16 protein-coding genes are annotated in these 16942 nt (G+C 64.9%); 6 read left to right on the forward strand and 10 right to left on the reverse strand.

Annotated features, from left to right (window positions below):
• Positions 1-38: 38 nt before the first annotated feature.
• The 3 genes from purH to rpe all read right to left on the reverse strand — a co-directional run bounded on the left by purH (position 39) and on the right by rpe (position 4258).
• Positions 39-1628: a bifunctional phosphoribosylaminoimidazolecarboxamide formyltransferase/IMP cyclohydrolase gene (purH, locus tag Y88_RS11110; protein ID WP_008069263.1), complete on the reverse strand. Its 1590-nt coding sequence runs from the start codon at positions 1626-1628 to the stop codon at positions 39-41.
• Positions 1629-1643: 15 nt separating this feature from the next.
• Positions 1644-3512: a heparinase II/III family protein gene (locus tag Y88_RS11115; RefSeq protein ID WP_018075701.1), complete on the reverse strand. Its 1869-nt coding sequence runs from the start codon at positions 3510-3512 to the stop codon at positions 1644-1646.
• Between the two features lie 83 nt (positions 3513-3595).
• Positions 3596-4258, reverse strand: a complete 663-nt coding sequence (rpe, locus tag Y88_RS11120; protein ID WP_008069265.1) for a ribulose-phosphate 3-epimerase — start codon at positions 4256-4258, stop codon at positions 3596-3598.
• Between the two features lie 366 nt (positions 4259-4624).
• On the opposite strand from rpe, the gene Y88_RS11125 reads away from it, so the two are divergent.
• Both Y88_RS11125 and Y88_RS11130 read left to right on the forward strand, forming a co-directional pair.
• Positions 4625-5137 carry a DUF2141 domain-containing protein gene (locus Y88_RS11125; protein WP_232281038.1) on the forward strand — a complete coding sequence of 171 codons (513 nt, stop codon included), beginning with the start codon at positions 4625-4627 and terminating at the stop codon, positions 5135-5137.
• 22 nt (positions 5138-5159) lie between these two features.
• Entirely contained in the window at positions 5160-6125 is a 966-nt protein-coding gene (locus Y88_RS11130; protein WP_232281039.1) for a 2-hydroxyacid dehydrogenase, read from the forward strand.
• A 49-nt stretch (positions 6126-6174) separates the two neighbouring features.
• Here the strand turns inward: Y88_RS11130 and Y88_RS11135 are convergent, their stop codons facing one another.
• A complete protein-coding gene (locus tag Y88_RS11135; protein ID WP_008069269.1) occupies positions 6175-6936 on the reverse strand; it encodes a phosphocholine cytidylyltransferase family protein in 762 nt (253 codons plus the stop codon).
• Positions 6937-7085: 149 nt separating this feature from the next.
• A complete protein-coding gene (locus tag Y88_RS11140) occupies positions 7086-8186 on the reverse strand; it encodes an inositol-3-phosphate synthase (RefSeq protein ID WP_008069271.1) in 1101 nt (366 codons plus the stop codon).
• Positions 8187-8426: 240 nt separating this feature from the next.
• Here Y88_RS11140 and Y88_RS11145 point away from each other — a divergent pair, with 240 nt between their 5' ends.
• Entirely contained in the window at positions 8427-9353 is a 927-nt protein-coding gene (locus tag Y88_RS11145) for a CDP-alcohol phosphatidyltransferase family protein (RefSeq protein WP_018075702.1), read from the forward strand.
• Here Y88_RS11145 and Y88_RS11150 read toward each other — a convergent pair.
• Positions 9339-10583 carry an MFS transporter gene (locus Y88_RS11150; RefSeq protein WP_008069276.1) on the reverse strand — a complete coding sequence of 415 codons (1245 nt, stop codon included), beginning with the start codon at positions 10581-10583 and terminating at the stop codon, positions 9339-9341. The two genes, Y88_RS11145 and Y88_RS11150, sit on opposite strands and share 15 nt — an antisense overlap.
• Before the next feature lie 343 nt (positions 10584-10926).
• Here Y88_RS11150 and Y88_RS11155 point away from each other — a divergent pair, with 343 nt between their 5' ends.
• Positions 10927-11553 carry a class I SAM-dependent methyltransferase gene (locus Y88_RS11155; RefSeq protein ID WP_008069277.1) on the forward strand — a complete coding sequence of 209 codons (627 nt, stop codon included), beginning with the start codon at positions 10927-10929 and terminating at the stop codon, positions 11551-11553.
• Positions 11554-11622: 69 nt separating this feature from the next.
• Here Y88_RS11155 and Y88_RS11160 read toward each other — a convergent pair whose 3' ends face one another.
• Entirely contained in the window at positions 11623-12429 is an 807-nt protein-coding gene (locus Y88_RS11160; RefSeq protein WP_232281040.1) for a hypothetical protein, read from the reverse strand.
• Between the two features lie 260 nt (positions 12430-12689).
• Here Y88_RS11160 and lipB point away from each other — a divergent pair, with 260 nt between their 5' ends.
• Entirely contained in the window at positions 12690-13367 is a 678-nt protein-coding gene (gene lipB, locus Y88_RS11165) for a lipoyl(octanoyl) transferase LipB (protein ID WP_018075703.1), read from the forward strand.
• 46 nt (positions 13368-13413) lie between these two features.
• Positions 13414-13839: a RodZ family helix-turn-helix domain-containing protein gene (locus Y88_RS11170; protein ID WP_157132639.1), complete on the forward strand. Its 426-nt coding sequence runs from the start codon at positions 13414-13416 to the stop codon at positions 13837-13839.
• Positions 13840-13843: 4 nt separating this feature from the next.
• Here the strand turns inward: Y88_RS11170 and Y88_RS11175 are convergent, their stop codons facing one another.
• The 3 genes from Y88_RS11175 to nadA all read right to left on the reverse strand — a co-directional run bounded on the left by Y88_RS11175 (position 13844) and on the right by nadA (position 16918).
• Positions 13844-14608 carry an HpcH/HpaI aldolase/citrate lyase family protein gene (locus Y88_RS11175; protein WP_008069286.1) on the reverse strand — a complete coding sequence of 255 codons (765 nt, stop codon included), beginning with the start codon at positions 14606-14608 and terminating at the stop codon, positions 13844-13846.
• A 59-nt stretch (positions 14609-14667) separates the two neighbouring features.
• Entirely contained in the window at positions 14668-15771 is a 1104-nt protein-coding gene (locus tag Y88_RS11180) for an alkene reductase (protein ID WP_008069287.1), read from the reverse strand.
• A gap of 157 nt (positions 15772-15928) precedes the next feature.
• Positions 15929-16918 carry a quinolinate synthase NadA gene (gene nadA, locus Y88_RS11185; RefSeq protein ID WP_008069288.1) on the reverse strand — a complete coding sequence of 330 codons (990 nt, stop codon included), beginning with the start codon at positions 16916-16918 and terminating at the stop codon, positions 15929-15931.
• Positions 16919-16942: the final 24 nt, after the last annotated feature.

Below are 16942 nucleotides of genomic sequence, written 5' to 3' on the forward strand. Positions count from 1 at the left end.
AGGCCCCCGCCCTGTTTGTTTTTAGGCGTGCGCCGCGATCAGTGGCGGAAGTGGCGCATTCCGGTGAAGACCATGGCGAGGCCCGCTTCATCGGCGGCCTTGATCACGTCTTCGTCGCGGATAGAGCCGCCCGGCTGGATCACGCAGGTGGCACCCGCTTCGACCGCAGCGAGCAGGCCGTCGGCAAAGGGGAAGAAGGCGTCCGAGGCGACTGCGGACCCGATCGTGCGGGCTTCGCTCCAACCGTGGGTTTCTGCCGCTTCCCGAGCCTTGGACGCGGCAATGCGCGAGGAATCGCGGCGGTTCATCTGGCCAGCGCCAATCCCGGCAGTGACGCCGTCCTTGGCATAGACGATCGCGTTCGACTTGACGTGCTTGGCAACGGTCCAGGCGAACAGGGCATCGGCCAGCTCGCGCTCGGTGGGCGCACGCTTGGTCACGACTTTGAGCTCGGCGGGATCGATCTTGCCGTTGTCGCGATCCTGAACCAGCAGGCCGCCCGCGATGGGAACGGTGGTGAGACCGGCGCGGCCCGCGTCGGGCAGCGAGGGAACGATCAGCAGGCGCAGGTTCTTCTTGCGCGCAAAGGCTGCACGGGCCGCTTCATCGGCGCCGGGGGCAACCACGACTTCGGTGAAGATTTCGGTGATCGCCGCTGCCGTCGCACCGTCGAGCGGCACGTTGGTGGCAACGATGCCGCCGAAGGCCGAAACCGAATCGCAGGTCAGCGCGGCATTCCATGCGTCGAGCAGAGTATCGGCCGAGGCGACGCCGCAGGGGTTGGCGTGCTTGACGATCACCACCGAAGGCTTGTCGGTCGCGAATTCCGCGATCAGTTCGAGCGCGGCATTGGCGTCGTTGTAGTTGTTGTAGGACAGTTCCTTGCCTTGCACCTGTTCGGCCTGCGGCAGGCCGACGACATCGCTCTGGCGCGGAACATAGAGCGCGGCGGACTGGTGCGGATTTTCGCCATAGCGCAGCGTGGTGACAAGGCGATGGGCCCCGGCGAGCACGTCGGGGAAATGCTGTCCCTGATCGACGCGGGCGAACCACTGCGAAATGGCCGAGTCATAGGCGGCCGTCGCGGCAAAGGCCTTGGCCGCGAGCTTGCGGCGGAAAGCGAGCGTGGTGGCGCCGTCGGTCGCTTCGAGTTCGGCGAGCAGGGTCGCATAGTCGGCCGGATCGGTGACGATGGCGACGTAATCGTGGTTCTTGGCCGCCGAGCGGACCATCGAAGGGCCGCCGATGTCGATGTTTTCGATCACGTCGTCACGTTCGGCCCCGCGCGCCACGGTCGCTTCGAAGGGGTAGAGGTTGACGACGACAAGGTCGATCGCGCCGATGGCATGTTCGGCCATCGAGGCGGCATGTTCGGGGTTGTCGCGCACGGCAAGCAGGCCGCCGTGGACTTTGGGGTGCAGCGTCTTGACCCGGCCGTCCATCATTTCCGGAAAACCGGTCAGGTCGGAAATGTCGCTGACGGCAAGGCCTGCTTCGCGCAGGGCCTTGGCGGTGCCGCCGGTCGAGACCAGGTCGACGCCACGCGCGGCAAGAGCCTGACCAAGTTCGACCAAGCCGGTCTTGTCGGACACCGAAAGCAGTGCCCGCCCGATTTTTACATCGCTCACGTTCAATAATCCCGTCTATCGCATCTTCTTGAGCAGCCAGGAGAACGTCTCCCCGCTGCGCGGAACCTTGGCGGCGATGACCAGCTGGCGCGTCGCCACCGGGCGCCCCTGGCCATCGGCCCAGAGGCTGTCCTCGATCGAAACCGGATCGCGCGCCGAACGGAATTGCCAGAGGCTGCCGTCGGGCAGTGCGAGTGTCACGCCAAGGCCGTCTTGCCCTTGGGCGAGCTCGATATGCGGACCGAGATGGAATCGCAAGGCAACGCCGATCGTGCCGCGCTTTGCCTTGCGTCCGCCCGGGATCAGGAAATCCTCGCCGCGCAGCTCGGTGCCGTTGTCGCGCAAGAGCAGGATGCGCCGGTGCGTAAGACCATAGCGCGAGACATAGCCGTTGTGGCTGGCTTCCAGACGCGTCCCGCCCGGTGCACCGGCATCGGCATGGATCGTGCGGCGGTCGATGTCGACTTCGGAAACGCCGGTGCCGAGCTTGCCGTTGATGAGAACGGCGGTCGAATTGAAATCGTCGATGGTCAGCGTCGAATGCGCCGCCGTCGCGCGCAGGCCCTGGGCCAGACGCACCGGGATGAGCCCGCCCGCACAGGCGCCACCGCCGCAATTGACGATGATGCGTTCCGGGCCGTGGCTGAATTCGAACGCCAGCGTGGAGGCGCAACCGTCGCGGGCGTGGCGCGCGACAGGCGTGGGGGCGGCATCGAACAGCAGGATCGATTTCTGTGCCGCGACGCGCTGGTACCCCCATTGCCGGGCATCGCGCAAAGGCCGGGTGCGCACGCCGCTTGCCGCGATGAGCGCGGCAATGCGCGAGGCGGAAAGGGCATGGGCCCCCTGCCACGAGGACAAGGCGCCGTCGCCGTGAAGAACTGCCAGAAGCGGCGGAACCAGCAAGGCAAGGATCGTGTCGATCTGCGCAGGGGCTTCGCTGCGCACCGCGGCGTAACAGGCCTTGAGCCGGACGAGCAGTTCGATCGCTTCGACCTGGCACAGCGGGCTGCGCGAAAGGACGCCGCCGTCGTCGCCGACGAGATCGCCGAGCGAGCGGATCAGCCCGGCTTCGCCATAAAGCTTGCGCGCGCGTCCGTCGGCCAGGAGCACGCCGGTCGCGGTGATCGCGACCCAGCCTGCGACTTCGGCCAGCTTGTCCTCCGCCTGTCCGACATTGCGGTCGAGCCAGTTGGCGGTGGTTTCGATGGCGTGGAGAATGCGGCTGCGGACCTTGCGGTCCTGCATCGACAGGATGAGCGGGGCGTGGACCAGCCAGTTGAGCAGGCGATGCGCGACATTGCCGATGTCCCAGGCAGGGGTGCTGTCCGGACGGGGATTGGCGGCAAGCCAGGTCGCCAGGATGCGTTCGGCGATGGTGGTGCATTGCTGCCGCGCGGCGCAGGATTCAAGATCGGGGAGCCAGCCGAAGCCATGCACCATCCGCTCCATCGGCGGAGCGAGGCGCGGGCCGGAAAACGCGACATCGGCAACCGGCACTTTCAGCCCGTGGATGAGGAAGTGACCGGCGCGCAGGGCGGTTCCTGCGGCCGGATCGCCCGCCAGCGGATTGGCGACCGTCGCCGTGAGGCGCGGCGGCGTGCGCTTGGCAAAGGGATTGAGAACGCGCGGGCCTAGCCCGAACCGATAGGCAAGGCGGACAAGGCGCTCGCCGGTGCTGACCGAGGGGGCCGAAAAGTCCGCCAGGGCAAGGGCCCTGCTCGGCTCGATCACCCCGATCGGTGTCATGTCGTCGTGTCCTGCATCCACGGGGCGGGAAAACAGGTCGTCCGCCGCTTCGTGAATCCGGGATGCCGAATCCGGTGTCGGGGCATCGAGTGCGGGGGAACCGTGTTCAGGCGGCATACCCATATCGGGCCCCATATCTGGCGCGGCCTTTCCACCGGCCTCATCAAAACCGGCCGAAGCGCCGTTGGCGATGGAGAGGCCGGTTCGCTTGATGGGGTTCAGCCTGCCCCCTTGAGCGCGGCGATATTGGCGGCGTAGTGATCGGGGCCGCCCCGGAACGATGCGGTTCCCGCAACGAGCACGTCGGCACCCGCAGCGATGCAGGCGGCGGCTGTCGTTTGATCGACCCCGCCGTCGACTTCCAGATGGATGTCCCGGCCGGTCTTGTCGATCATCTTGCGCACGGCTTCGATCTTGCGAAGCTGGCTCGAAATGAAGCTTTGTCCGCCGAAACCGGGGTTCACGCTCATGATGAGGACGAGGTCGATCTCGTCGATCAGATAGTCGAGCATCTTGGCGGGCGTCGCCGGGTTGAGCGAGACGCCGGCCTTCTTGCCCAAGGCCTTGATCGCCTGAACCGTGCGGTGGGTATGGGGTCCGGCTTCGGGATGGACGGTGATGATGTCCGCACCCGCCGCTGCGAAAGCCTCGAGGTAGGTGTCCACCGGCGAAATCATCAGGTGAACGTCGAAAGGTTTGGTCGTGTGCGGGCGGAGCGCCTTGACCACGGCGGGGCCGATGGTGATGTTCGGCACGAAATGGCCGTCCATGACATCGACATGGATCCAGTCCGCCCCGGCGGCGTCGATGGCGCGCACTTCTTCACCCAGCCGAGCGAAGTCGGCGGAAAGAATCGAGGGGGAAATCAGCGGCACGGTCATTCTGGCATCCCGGCTTTGTCTGGCATCGCGAGCATGGAATGAGTGGTCCACGCCCCATCATGGACGGATGCCGCAGGCCCTCGGCAATCGGTGTTGTCGATCATCGCGCAGGCCGCAAGTATCCTTAACTTGCCGATACCCGTCCGATTCTGCTGTCACAAGCGGGATCGGGCGTGTTTTCCACACGCTATATCCCCAATTGGGCCATTTCCGAGGCGTTCGTCTGGTCGAATGTACGCCGGGCAATGCATCTATCGCGCTGCTGCGACAAAAAGGGGCACGATGATCGGCCCGCTTGGGCTTGCGCCTCCCGGCCGATTGGCGCAAGGCGGAATGGGCGTGGGTGAGCCAATCAGGATCCACACGATGACATCTTCCGGTTTGATTTCGTTTCGCCTTTTCCGTCGCGCCGTGGCGCCGATGGCGGGTCTGGCCTGTGCACTCGCGCTTTCGCCGACGGTGGCTGAGGCGCATAGCGTTCCCAATTGCCTTGGTCCCAAGAGCGACACCTGGGTCGTTCTGACCGTTGATGGCGTGCGCAATGGCGAAGGGCAGATCGCGACCACGATCTATGCCGACGCGCCCGAACGCTTTCTGGTGAAGAACGGCTCGCTTTATGTGGTGCGCACGCCTGCGGTCGCGGGTTCGACGCGCTATTGCGTGTTCCTGCCTTCACCCGCGGTCTATGGGATCGCGGTTTACCACGACGAGGACAATTCCGGGACGATCAACCGGTCCGGCGTGCTCGGGATCCCGACCGAAGGCTTCGGGTTTTCCAACAATCCGCCCACGATCGCGAGTCTGCCGACGTTCCGTTCGGTCCGGATTTCGCTGTCCCGCACCAATCTCGCGACGACCATCCATCTGAAATACCCCTGAACGGGGAAAGGGAGTGATCGGCGTGACGGATCTGCAATCCCGGCCCGAAATCGTCGTGCCCGCTCCCTTGCCCCCGTTCACGCTGACGGCGCTGGAGCGGTTGTTCACGGTCCATCGCCTGTGGGAAGGGATCGAGGACGCTGCGCTTGCACGCGTGCGCGGCATGGCGGCCAGCACTCTGGCGGGGCCGGTTGGCGAGGATCTGTTCGCGCGGCTGCCTGCTCTCGAGATCATCGCCAATTTCGGCGTCGGCTATGACAATATCGATGTCGCCGCCGCAGCCGTGCGCGGCATCGTCGTCACCAACACGGCAGGCGTTCTTGATGAGGAAGTCGCGGATCTGACGATCGGGCTGCTTCTGGCAACATTGCGGCGCATTCCGGCGGCGGAACGGTTCCTGCGTGATGGACGGTGGAACGAGGGCCCCTTCCCCTTGTCGCCGTCGCTGCGTGGGCGACGCGTGGGCATTCTCGGGCTCGGCGGGATCGGCAAGGCGGTTGCGCGCAGGCTGGAAGGCTTTGCGGTTCCGATCGCCTATCACGGACGGACCCGGCAAGAGGGGCTTTCCTATCCCTGGTACGCTTCGGCCGAGGAATTGGCCGAGAACAGTGATGTCCTGATCGTGATCGTTCCCGGGGGCGTCGCGACGCGTCACATGGTCGATGCGCGGGTTCTGACTGCGCTTGGGCCCGATGGGGTTCTTGTCAACGTTTCACGTGGAACGGTCGTCGATGAAGTGGCTCTCGTTGCGGCACTTGAGAGCGGTACCATCCTTGCCGCAGGGCTCGACGTGTTCGACCGCGAACCGCATGTGCCCGAAGCCCTGCTTGCGGCCGAAAATGTCGTGCTTTTGCCCCATATCGGCTCGGGCTCGCGTCTGACGCGCGAGGCGATGGGGCAATTGATGGTCGACAATCTCGGTGCCTGGTTCGGCGCCCGGCGCGTGTTGACGCCGGTTGCCGAGACCCGGCACCTCATTCCCGCATAAGATTGTCGGCGCTGGCGTTCGTTCAGGGGCGTTCGTTCAGGGGGGGCGTTCAGGAAAAGAACGCGGGAGTCCCGATATCGGCGAGTGCCTGGGCAAAGTGCCAAGGCGCCATTTCCTCGGCCAGCGTGTGGAAGCGCGGTTCGTCGACGTCGATCCACCATGCGTCCTCGATGTCGAGCGTCCCTGCCCTGCCCGCATCGGCGAGGATCTGTACCCCGTTCGACAGCGATCCGGGTTGTCCGGCGGCAATCGCCTCGCGAATGGCCGGGGCCAGTTCCGGCGTGACGAGAAAGGCGCCGCAATCGACGGCATTGTAGGGGGTGATCGTCTTGCCGATCGAGCGGATCAACCCGGCCTCGTCGGTCTGGACCCAGGTCGCGTCCTCGGGATCAACCAGCGGATTGTCGACCCGGCGGTCAATGGCGAGAGTAAGACCGACATTGGGCGAGGATTCCCCGATCAGGCGCGAAAGGATGTCCGCGTCGAACAGGTGGTCGGCCATCATCAGCAGATAGTTGCCTTCGCACCGGGTCGCCCCTGCAACCACCGAATAGCCGTTGGGTGTCGACCAGTTGGACAGGCGTACCGGTACGATCTCAATGCCGAGCCGCTGCGACAGGGTGGCGAGGAAGGCTTCGAGGAGATCGGCTTCATGGCCGGTCACCACCACGACGCGCGTGACGCCTGCCAGCATGGCCTGCCGGATCGACAGTTCGATCATCGGCACGCCGCAAATGGGCGTGAGCGGCTTTGACGGCGAAAGCGAGGCGATGCGGCTGCCGTATCCTGCGGCGATGATCAACGCGTCCATGCGTGATGGTCTCTCTTCTTGAACTCGATCCCGGCGGGCTGACCTCATCGGGAAATGCCCGGTGTTTCCGGTATTGGGGGCGCAAGCAGAAAAGGGGCGGCGCCAGCTCGTGCTGACGCCGCCCCTTTTGCGCATCTGCTGCGAATACCTTACTCGGCGGCGATTGCCGGTTCGGTGATGTATTCGTCGACCAGCTGAGCCGCGACGTCGTCGCTGAACTGCTGCGGCGGGTGCTTGCAGAAGTAGGCCGACGGGCCAACCAGCGCACCGCCTTCACCGCGATCGAGCGCAACCTTGCAGCAACGGATCGCGTCCATGACGCAAGCCGCCGAGTTCGGGCTGTCTTCGACCGAAAGGCGAAGTTCGAGGTTCATCGGGACGTTGCCCCACTGCGCGCCTTCGAGACGAAGGAAGCACAGCTTGTTGTCCTTCTGCCACGGAACATAGTCCGAGGGACCGACGTGGATGTTTTCGTCGGCAAGACGGTGAGCCAGCATCGCCTGCACGGCTTCGGTCTTCGATTCCTTCTTGCTGCCCAGACGCTGACGGTCGAGCATGTTCATGAAATCGGTGTTGCCGCCGGTGTTGAGCTGATAGGTCTTTTCGACCGTCACGCCGCGCGCGCCGAACAGGCTCGACAGGACACGGTGAACGATCGTCGCACCGACCTGGGCCTTGATGTCGTCGCCTACGATGGGGATGCGCTTGGCGCGGAAACGGGCTTCCCATTCCGGCGTGCTGGCGATGAACACGGGCATGCAGTTAACCACTGCAACCCCGGCTTCGAGCGCGCATTCCATGTAGAATTCGGTCGCTTCCTGCGAACCGACGGGCAGGAAGTTGAGCAGCACTTCGGCGCCCGATTCCTTGAGCGCGGCAATGATGCCTTCCTTGGTGGCTTCGGGAGCATCGGCGACGATGAACCCGCGATCACCCATTCCGGTCATGTGATCGGCAACCCCGTCGAGGATGCGACCCATGATGACCTTGCCGCCCGTCTGGGGAACATCGGGATGGAAGACGGCGGTGCAGTTCGGGCCGGCGAAGATCGCCTCGCCGATATCCTTGCCCACCTTGCGCGCGTCGACATCGATGCCGAGCACGAAATCGACGTCACCAGCCCCGTATCCTCCGATACGGTCGTGGATCAGCCCCCCAGCCGAATTGTTCTGTCGATAGAAATAGACCCCCTGGACAAGCGAGCTGGCGCAGTTGCCTACGCCGATCACCGCGACCTTGATTGGCTTCATCTATTCACGTCCCTTAAGACCGGCATTCCACGCGAACGCCCGTCATGAAAGTGCCTTAGTTTGCAGAATTATGGCGGATTGCAAGCGGAATCCCCCATTTGTCAAGCTGCAGCGCACAAAGCCGGTGGGTTTTAATGCACAGTGGCGTCGGCGCGAAACCCGTCCTATGGCACCGGGATCCGGACCGAAACCCCTGTCTGCACCATGCGGGCCGGGAATATGAAAAAAGAGCATACGACGATGGCGACAGCGACCCGGGAAAGGCCGCGGCGACCGCGCGAATTGCAGGATTCGCTCAATTACTATCTCTATCACCCGCTCGCCTGGCAGCTTGCCCGCGCGCTTGCGCCGACTCCGATCACGCCGAACATGGTCTCGGTCGTGGGCGGGCTGTTCGTCGTGGCGGCAGGGATCGTCTATTTCGCAGGTGCGAGCTGGGGTCTCGTCTGGCCCTGGGGGGCCTTGCTCGGCATGGTCCTGCACATGACCTGGCACGTCGTTGACGGTGCTGACGGGGATCTCGCGCGCCTGACCGGGCGGACGAGCCCGATGGGCGAGCTGGTCGACGGCATTTGCGACTATGCGGGCCACGTCGCGCTCTATATCCTGCTCGTCTTCGTGCTCGGGCCGAAGATCGGCTATGGCTGGGCTTGGTTCTGGGCCCTGTTCGCCGGGGCGAGCCATGTCGCGCAGGCCAACTTCGTCGAAGTGCAGCGGCGGTTCTACCAGTACTGGACCTATGGGGTTCCCTGGCTCAACAACGCGACGCAGAACGATGCGGCCCTGTTCAAGGACAAGCGCGGGTTCGCGTGGATCCTTCGCGGGTTCGTGCTCGGCTATCTGCGCCTTGCCTCGGGCATGAGCCCTTATGCCATGCGGATCGACGCGGCGGTTACCTCGGCCATTGCCGCCGATCGCGCGGGCGACGGCACGCAATTGGCACGGCTGCGCGCCGAAGTGCAGCGCGAGCAGCGTCCGTTGCTGTTCATGCTGAAATTCCTCGGCCCCAATCCCCGCGCGATCGTGCTCGGGATCGCCATGCTGCTCGGCAGCCCCTTGTGGTACTTCGTCTATCAGTCGCTGGCGCTCAACGCCCTGCTCGTCCTTGCCGTGAAGCGCGAGGATGCCGCCGCCCAGCGCGTGGTGGCGCGTCTAGGCCTGGACTGAGCGCCGTTCGGCAAGGAACAGCGCAAGGACGCCGAGCGCGAGCATTTCGATGACGGTCCAGACCATCCACGAGGAATGGTTGTAGAGCCAGACGCCGATGGCCGGCGAGACGATATAGGCCGAGCCGTTGACCGCCGCGACGATCCCTGCGGCCTGTCCCTGCTCGGCCGGACCGACGGCAAGGCTTGCTCCGGCGGTAAAGCCGGGCCGGAACAGGCCGAAGCCGAGCGAACAGACCGCAAAGCCGGTGGCAATGGAATGGAGGTCGTGGCCCAGCGCCACGACCAGGGCTCCGACTGCGGCCAGAGCCATCCCGGCCATCGTCGAAGGGCGCGGCCCCAGTCCGAGCAAGGGAATGAGCCCCCATTGTGCAAGCAGGGTCGCAATGGCGCCGCACATCAGCACAAGCCCGATCGGTCCGGCCGCCAGATCGGGCTGATGACGCAGGCCTAGCCGGTCGAGCAGGAGGAAGCCGACCACGCCCAGCAGGATCGACTGCGCCTGTCCCCCCATCGTTCCGGCAATGAGCCATCGGCGCAGCCGCGGATCGCTCCAGCGCAAGTGGCGGGGCGAAGGGGCGACGTCGGGATGCGCGACCGGGCCGGGATCGCCAAAGCCGTGGTCGGGACCATGAGGCCCGATCGCCTCGTTCCCGGGACTGTCGTCGGGAAGCCTCCAGCGCAAGAGCGCGAACACGATGAGCGCGCCCGCCGTGAAGGCCGCGAACGGGCCGATCAGGCCCAGTCCCGGCAGGATCAGCAGCGGGGCGAGCGCGGGTCCAAGGACAGTGCCGAGCCCGAAACTCGACGCGACCATCGACAAGGCGCGCGTTCGTTCGTCCGGCCCGGTGCGGGCCGCGACATAGGCCTGCACGGCCGGAGGGGCTGCCGATCCGAAGGTGCCATAGATCGACCGGGCCAGAGCAAAGAGCAGGATCGCGCTGATCCCGCTGACCATGCCTTTCAGCCCGGCGAGCAGGGCAACACCGCAAAGTCCGAACGACAGCGAAAAGGCGCAAAGCCCCAGGGCCATCATCGCCTTGCGCCCGAACCGGTCGGATCGACGCGCCCAGAACGGCGCCATCAGCATCCACAGCAAGGCTGACCATGAATAAGCGAGGCTGACCCAGACATCGGGGATTCGCAGATGCGTGCCGATCGAGGGCATGACCGATTGCATCGCGGTATTGCCCGCCGCCGTTGTCAGCATGACCGCGAACAGCAGGGCCATGCGTCCGGGCGGAAGAGAGTGCGCGAGGGTGGTGCGTGCAGCAATGGAGCCCGAAGGAAGGGAGTTTGGGCCGTATTGTGCAGCGGTTGGGTGCGGTATAGATTCCGCGCCATCTTCTGCGGTTTCCCGTTCCCGGGACCGGCTCCTGACGGCGAGGCCGTTCATGTGTGGTTCGTTCATTGGCCGCTTCGCTCTCCCCGAGGCCTTATCGGAGCTTTTTTGGTTGCGTTCTGCAACTGGATTATTCGTCCGGGTATGATGGCGGCGCGGCGCTTGCAATGCTACGCGGTTTTTGCAACCCGTCATGACTTTAAAGCATAACGAGCAAAGGTATCCATCGCCGATGTCGTCGACTGAACTTGCCCAGGACCCGTTGCCCGCTCGCTTCATGCGCAAGGCGCGGCGCCTGATCGGCCCTACCGGATTGTTCTTGAAGGGATTTGTGAAGCATCCGGTGATGGTCGGCGCGGTGGTGCCTTCCTCGGCGCGGACGATCCGCCGCGTCCTGTCGCGGGTCGATTGGGACAATTGCCAGGTCTTTGTCGAATATGGCCCCGGCGTCGGCACGTTCTGCCGCCCGGTGCTCGATCGCCTGCGCCGTGACGGCAAGCTGATCGTGATCGACACCAATCCCGACTTCATCGCCTATCTCAAGCGGACGATCGTCGACCACCGGTTCAGCGCGGTTCACGGGTCGGCGGCCGATGTCGAGGCGATCGTTGCCGCGCACGGGTTCGAGCATGCCGACTATGTCCTGTCGGGATTGCCGTTCACCACGTTGCCGCCCGGCGTCGGACCAGCGATCATGGCCGCGACCCGTCGCGTGCTGCGTCCGGGCGGGGCGTTTCTGGTCTATCAGTACACGGCGCGCGCGCGGGCCTTGATGAGCCGCTATTTCCCCCGCATCGACAAGGGGTTCGAGCCGATCAACATTCCCCCTTGCGTGATCAGCTGGGGGTACAAGGACTGATCCCGATTACCGCTGACTGGAAATTCCGGCGCCTTTGCGGAATTTCCAGTCGGGGGGCCCGGGGGCGGATCACTCGAACAGCGAGGCGTCCGACCGGGTGCTCATGCCCAGTTGCTGATAGGTCGAAGCGATCATCGCGGTGAAATAGGTATAGCCGACCGCGAACAGCACGCCGACGACCGCTTCCCCGATCAGTTGCGGGGCATCGCCGTTCCCCGCATTGGCCAGAATGACCGTGACGAGGATCGTGACCATCCCATAGATGACCATGAACAGGGTCATCGCCGGTCCGAAATAGAGCAGGATGCCCGATACCTCTCGTCGCGTGGCGGCAAGGCTGCCCATGATGGCGCGGATCGGGTTGGAATGACGGGCGACGACCATTTCCGGCCCGATCAGCATGATGCGCACCAACGGATAGATCATCGCCAAGAGGCCGACGAAGCCCGCCGCGACCGGGGGCATGGCAAGGCTCAATGCGCCGACCACAACGACCCAGAGCCCCGACAGGGCCAGCGATGTCAGGATCTGCGACGCCAGATAGCCGGGCAGCAGGCGGAAGCTGCGCCCGATGGCGGCCCCGACGGTCGGCCGGTCACGATCGAGCATGACCACCAGCATGGTGAGATAGCCGATCAGCATCGGTAGCGAGATCAGCAGCAGGACCGGGGCTGCGCTCGCATAGAACTTGGTGAAAGCCTGAGCCATCTGCTGTTCGGTCATGCCGCTCGCCATGTCCGGCTTGGGCAGTGCGAGCGTGCCGATGAGGCCCGGCAGCAGGTAGAAGACACCGGCGATGGCGACAAGCACGTCGCGATTGGCAGAAACCACGCGCCTTGCGCTCTGCCATGCGGCGCTGCTGTCCAAAGTGGCCACGTTTATATGTACCTCGCTTCCCGTAGGAGCCTGCCCCATTCGACCGGCTCGTGACGTATCCGCAAATTCCGGTGCGGCCCTTTTCCCCCATCCGGTCGTTGACGGCATGGGAACTCTTCTTCGACTCTAAAACAATGGGCCGACCGGAGGGAACCGGTTTTCGTGATCCGGGCGCGCAAATGGCGTAAAATTGCAGGGGGTAACGGGGCGCAGGGCGCAGCCCCCTTGCACATGGCGCCCCGTGGGGCCAAGTGCCGGACATGACCGATACGCTTCTCCCGATTGCGAGCGAATCCGACATCGAGATTCTGGCCGAGACACGGCAGGTGCCCTATCGCGAGGCGCTCGAGACTATGACCGAGCGCAACACGGCGATTGCCGAAGGCCGCGCGCGCGAACTGATCTGGCTGCTCGAACATGCCCCGGTCTATACCGCCGGGACCAGTGCCGCCCGCGAGGAGCTGCTCGACCCCCGGTTCGATGTGGTCGAGGCGGGGCGCGGCGGGCGTTATACCTATCATGGTCCGGGGCAGCGGGTCGGCTATCTCATGCTCGACTTGCGCAAGCGGGCGCGTGACGTGCGCGGTTTCGTCCATGCGGTCGAAGGCTGGGTTATCGACACGCTCGGTGATTTCGGCGTCGAATGCTGGCGTGCGCCGGGCCGGGTCGGCATCTGGACGAATGGCCGCGATGGGACCGAGGCCAAGATCGGTGCCATCGGCATCCGCATCCGGCGTTGGGTGACGATGCACGGGTTTGCGGTCAACCTGTCGCCGGACCTGTCGCATTTCGGCGGGATTGTGCCTTGCGGCATTGCCGATCATGGCGTCACCAGTCTTGCCGATCTGGGGCTGGAGGTTGCGGCCGAGACGTGGGACAAGGCCTTGCTGGCGCGGCTGCCGCAATTCCTTGCCCAGCTCGATAAGCCCTGTCCATGAAGTTGCGCCCCAGATGGTGCGCCCCTTTCCCGAAAAAGCGAATCCGATGATCCGTTCCGCTGCTCCCTCGCGTATGATCCTGCCCGTCCTGTGTACGCTTGCCCTGCTCGGGCTGGCGGGATGTCACAAGGCGAGCCAGCAGCCGGTGGGCAAGGCGGCAGGCGGCGAAGTCCTGCCCGGCACGATCAGCGATGCGATGATCGACGTCGATCGGACGCAGGCCCGACCGCTGCTCGAACCGGCCCATGCGACCGGCGCCAGTGCGGAAGACATTCTGGGCGAGGACGCCAGCACGCCCGCCGCCGACAGTGCGAGTGCGCCCGATGTTGCGCCGACCGCAACGGCAACACCCCATGCCGAGGCGACCGCGGCCCCCAAAAAGGCCGAGCCTGAAAAGGCCGCGACCAAGCCGACTGCGGCAAAAGCCAAGTCTTCAAGCCATCCTGCATCGGCCAAGGCGGCCGACGACTGATCGTTCAGCCTGCAAGGGCAGGAGAACGCGCGAAGGCCCGGTTGATGGCTGGCACTTGCGCGGGATGAACGGTGAACATGCCGGAAAATCCATCGGCGGCGGCTTCACCGGCGGCGCGCTCCAGACCGTCCTCGTCTGCGAAGTCGGCTTGCGCGGTATCGATGGCCCAGCAATCCAGAGCATGGGCGACCAGCAGGGTCTGGGTACGGGCATGGCGCAAGGCATCGGTCCAGCGCCCCTCCCCATCCCGGATGCGCGTCACGCCAAGGGTCTTGCCGAGCGTGTCGGCGTCCCAGCTGAGACCGGCGAGGCGCGGTTCCTCGAACGTGAGATAGGCGGGGATCGTTGCGGCCGCACGCGGCGTCGTCCCGATCATGGGCAGGATGCGGGTCCGGCCATGGGCAATGCCGTGACCGGGTTCGAAACCGTCGAGTTCGGCGGCAAGGCGGCGGACATCCTCGGAACTTGCGGCCTTGGGCAGGACGAGTCCGTTGGGCGTCCCGGCAATGATCGCGACGAGGTCGTCACACCAGTCGTCGCTGGAAAAGTCGTTGATGCGGACCCAGATCTGCGCTCCCCCGGCACGGCTCGCAAAGTCATGCCGACGAAGCCAGCCCGCCGTGATCGTGCGGGCGGCTTTCCTGCGGTCCGGGGCGATTGTCTCTTCGAGATCGACGACGACAGCCTCGGCGCCGCTGTCCAGGGCCTTGCCCAGCGCGTCTTCGTCATCACCCGGCACGAGCAGCCAGGAACGCGGGGCAATCGGCATGGAACCTCCTGTTGAACATCCGCGCCGCCATTCCCGAAAGAGTGGCGGCGCGGCTGGTTTCAGGCGGTCGGTTCCGCCTCGGCCAGAGTGGGATAGTCGATATAGCCCGCGTCGCCGGGGAAATACCACGACTGCGGCACGTTCACATTCGGTGCGAGCGGCGCGCCCACGCGGATGCGTTCGACCAGATCGGGATTGGAAATGAACGGACGGCCAAAGCTGATCGCGTCGGCACGGCCAGAGGCGAGGTCCGCTTCGGCTTCCTGCGGCGTGTAGTCGCTGTTGAGAACCAGCGGTCCCTTGTAGATTGAGCGGATCAGCGCGTCTTGCTTGGGTACGTCGGTCGCGCCGAAAGTCCCGTTCGGTCCCGGCTGGCGCAATTCGAGGAAGGCGATGTCGAGCGCCTGAAGGACACGCGCGGCTTCGCCGAAAATCGTGGCCGGATCGCTGTCGTCGACGCCTTGGGAATCGCCGTTGGGCGACAGGCGGACCGAAACGCGATCCGCGCCCCAGACCGAGATCAGGCGCTCGGTGACTTCGCGCAGCAGGCGCGTGCGGTTTTCGACCGACCCGCCGTAATCGTCGTCGCGCAAATTGGTGCCGTTGCGCAGGAACTGGTCGATCAGATAGCCGTTGGCGGCGTGAAGCTGGATGCCGTCGAACCCGGCCTTCTTCGCGTTTTCGGCGGCGAGCGCGTAGTCGTCGAGCAGCCGGGGGATTTCATCCAGACGAAGGGGACGGGCGATCGCATAGTCCTTGCGCCCTTCGGGGGTGTGGGCTTGTCCCGGTGCGCGGGTGGCCGAGGACGAGACCGGGGCTTCGCCGCCCAGGAATACGGGATGGACGACGCGGCCCATATGCCAGAGCTGGGCGATGATACGCCCGCCCGCTTCGTGGACGGCGGCGGTGACGGGCTTCCACCCTTCGACCTGCGCATCGGTCCAAAGGCCCGGAGCGTTGGGCCAACCCGCGCCTTCACGGCTGATCCCGGTCGCTTCGCTGATGATGAGGCCGGCACTCGCGCGCTGGCGGTAATAGGTCGCCATGACCGGCGTCGGCACGGCCTCGGCGGTGGCGCGGCCGCGCGTCAGCGGGGCCATGAGAATGCGGTTGGGGGCGGCGATGGCGCCGAGCTGGATCGGTTTGAAAAGCGATTCGACCATGGGCAACCTTCCTGGCGGGATGGGATCGGGGAACTGATGTCGATCAGAGGCAAGGGTCGGATTTAACCGTTGCTCTTTGCAACTTAATCAGTGCCTTCGCTGGGGCAAGGCGCCTATCGGGGGGCCAAGAAAATCTTTATCCCGGCCCCTTCCCGTTTCAGCTGCGTGCGCCCAGGTCCCCCATGCCGACCGTGCCCGAGGCCAGATCGAGCATGGCATCGAGGCTCTTCTTGGCGGCAAGGCGCAGATTTTCCTCGATTTCCACCCGCGGCGTCAGGTCGCGCAGCGCGAGATAGAGCTTTTCCAGCGTGTTGAGCGCCATGTAGGGGCAGATGTTGCAGTTGCAGTTGCCGTCGGCACCGGGCGCACCGATGAACGTCTTGTTCGGCATGGCCAGCTGCATCTGGTGAATGATGTGCGGTTCGGTCGCGACGATCAGGGTCTGCGCCGGGGTTTCCTTGGCATAGGCCAGGATGCCGCTGGTCGATCCGACATAGTCGGCGTGGTCGACGATATGCGGCGGGCATTCCGGGTGGGCGGCGATCGGCGCGTCGGGATGCTGGGCTTTGAGCTTGAGCAGCTCGGTCTCGCTGAATGCTTCGTGCACGATGCACACGCCCGGCCACAACAGCATGTCGCGCCCGAACTTGCGGTTGAGATAGCCGCCCAGATGACGGTCGGGGCCGAAGATGATTTTCTGCTCGGGCGGGATCTTCGACAGGATCGTTTCCGCGCTCGAGCTGGTGACGATCACGTCCGACAGCGCTTTCACTTCGGTCGAGCAGTTGATGTACGTGAGCGCGATGTGATCGGGATGGGCTTCGCGGAACGCCTTGAAGCGGTCGGGCGGGCACGAATCCTCAAGGCTGCATCCCGCATCCATGTCGGGCAGGATCACGGTCTTTTCCGGCGCAAGGATCTTGGCCGTCTCGGCCATGAAGCGGACCCCGCAAAAGGCGATCACTTCGGCATCGGTCGCTGCCGCCTTGCGCGACAGTTCGAGCGAATCGCCGATGTAGTCGGCCAGATCCTGGATTTCCGGGCGCTGATAGTAATGCGCCAGGATCACCGCATTGCGTTCCTTGCGCAGCCGGTCGATTTCGGCGCGCAGGTCGAGACCGGCAAGGTTGGCAGCTTGGACCGTCATGGCAGGAGATTTCCGTCAGTGATG

The organism is Novosphingobium nitrogenifigens DSM 19370 (assembly GCF_000192575.1).
GTDB classification, from domain to species: Bacteria; Pseudomonadota; Alphaproteobacteria; order Sphingomonadales; family Sphingomonadaceae; genus Novosphingobium; species Novosphingobium nitrogenifigens.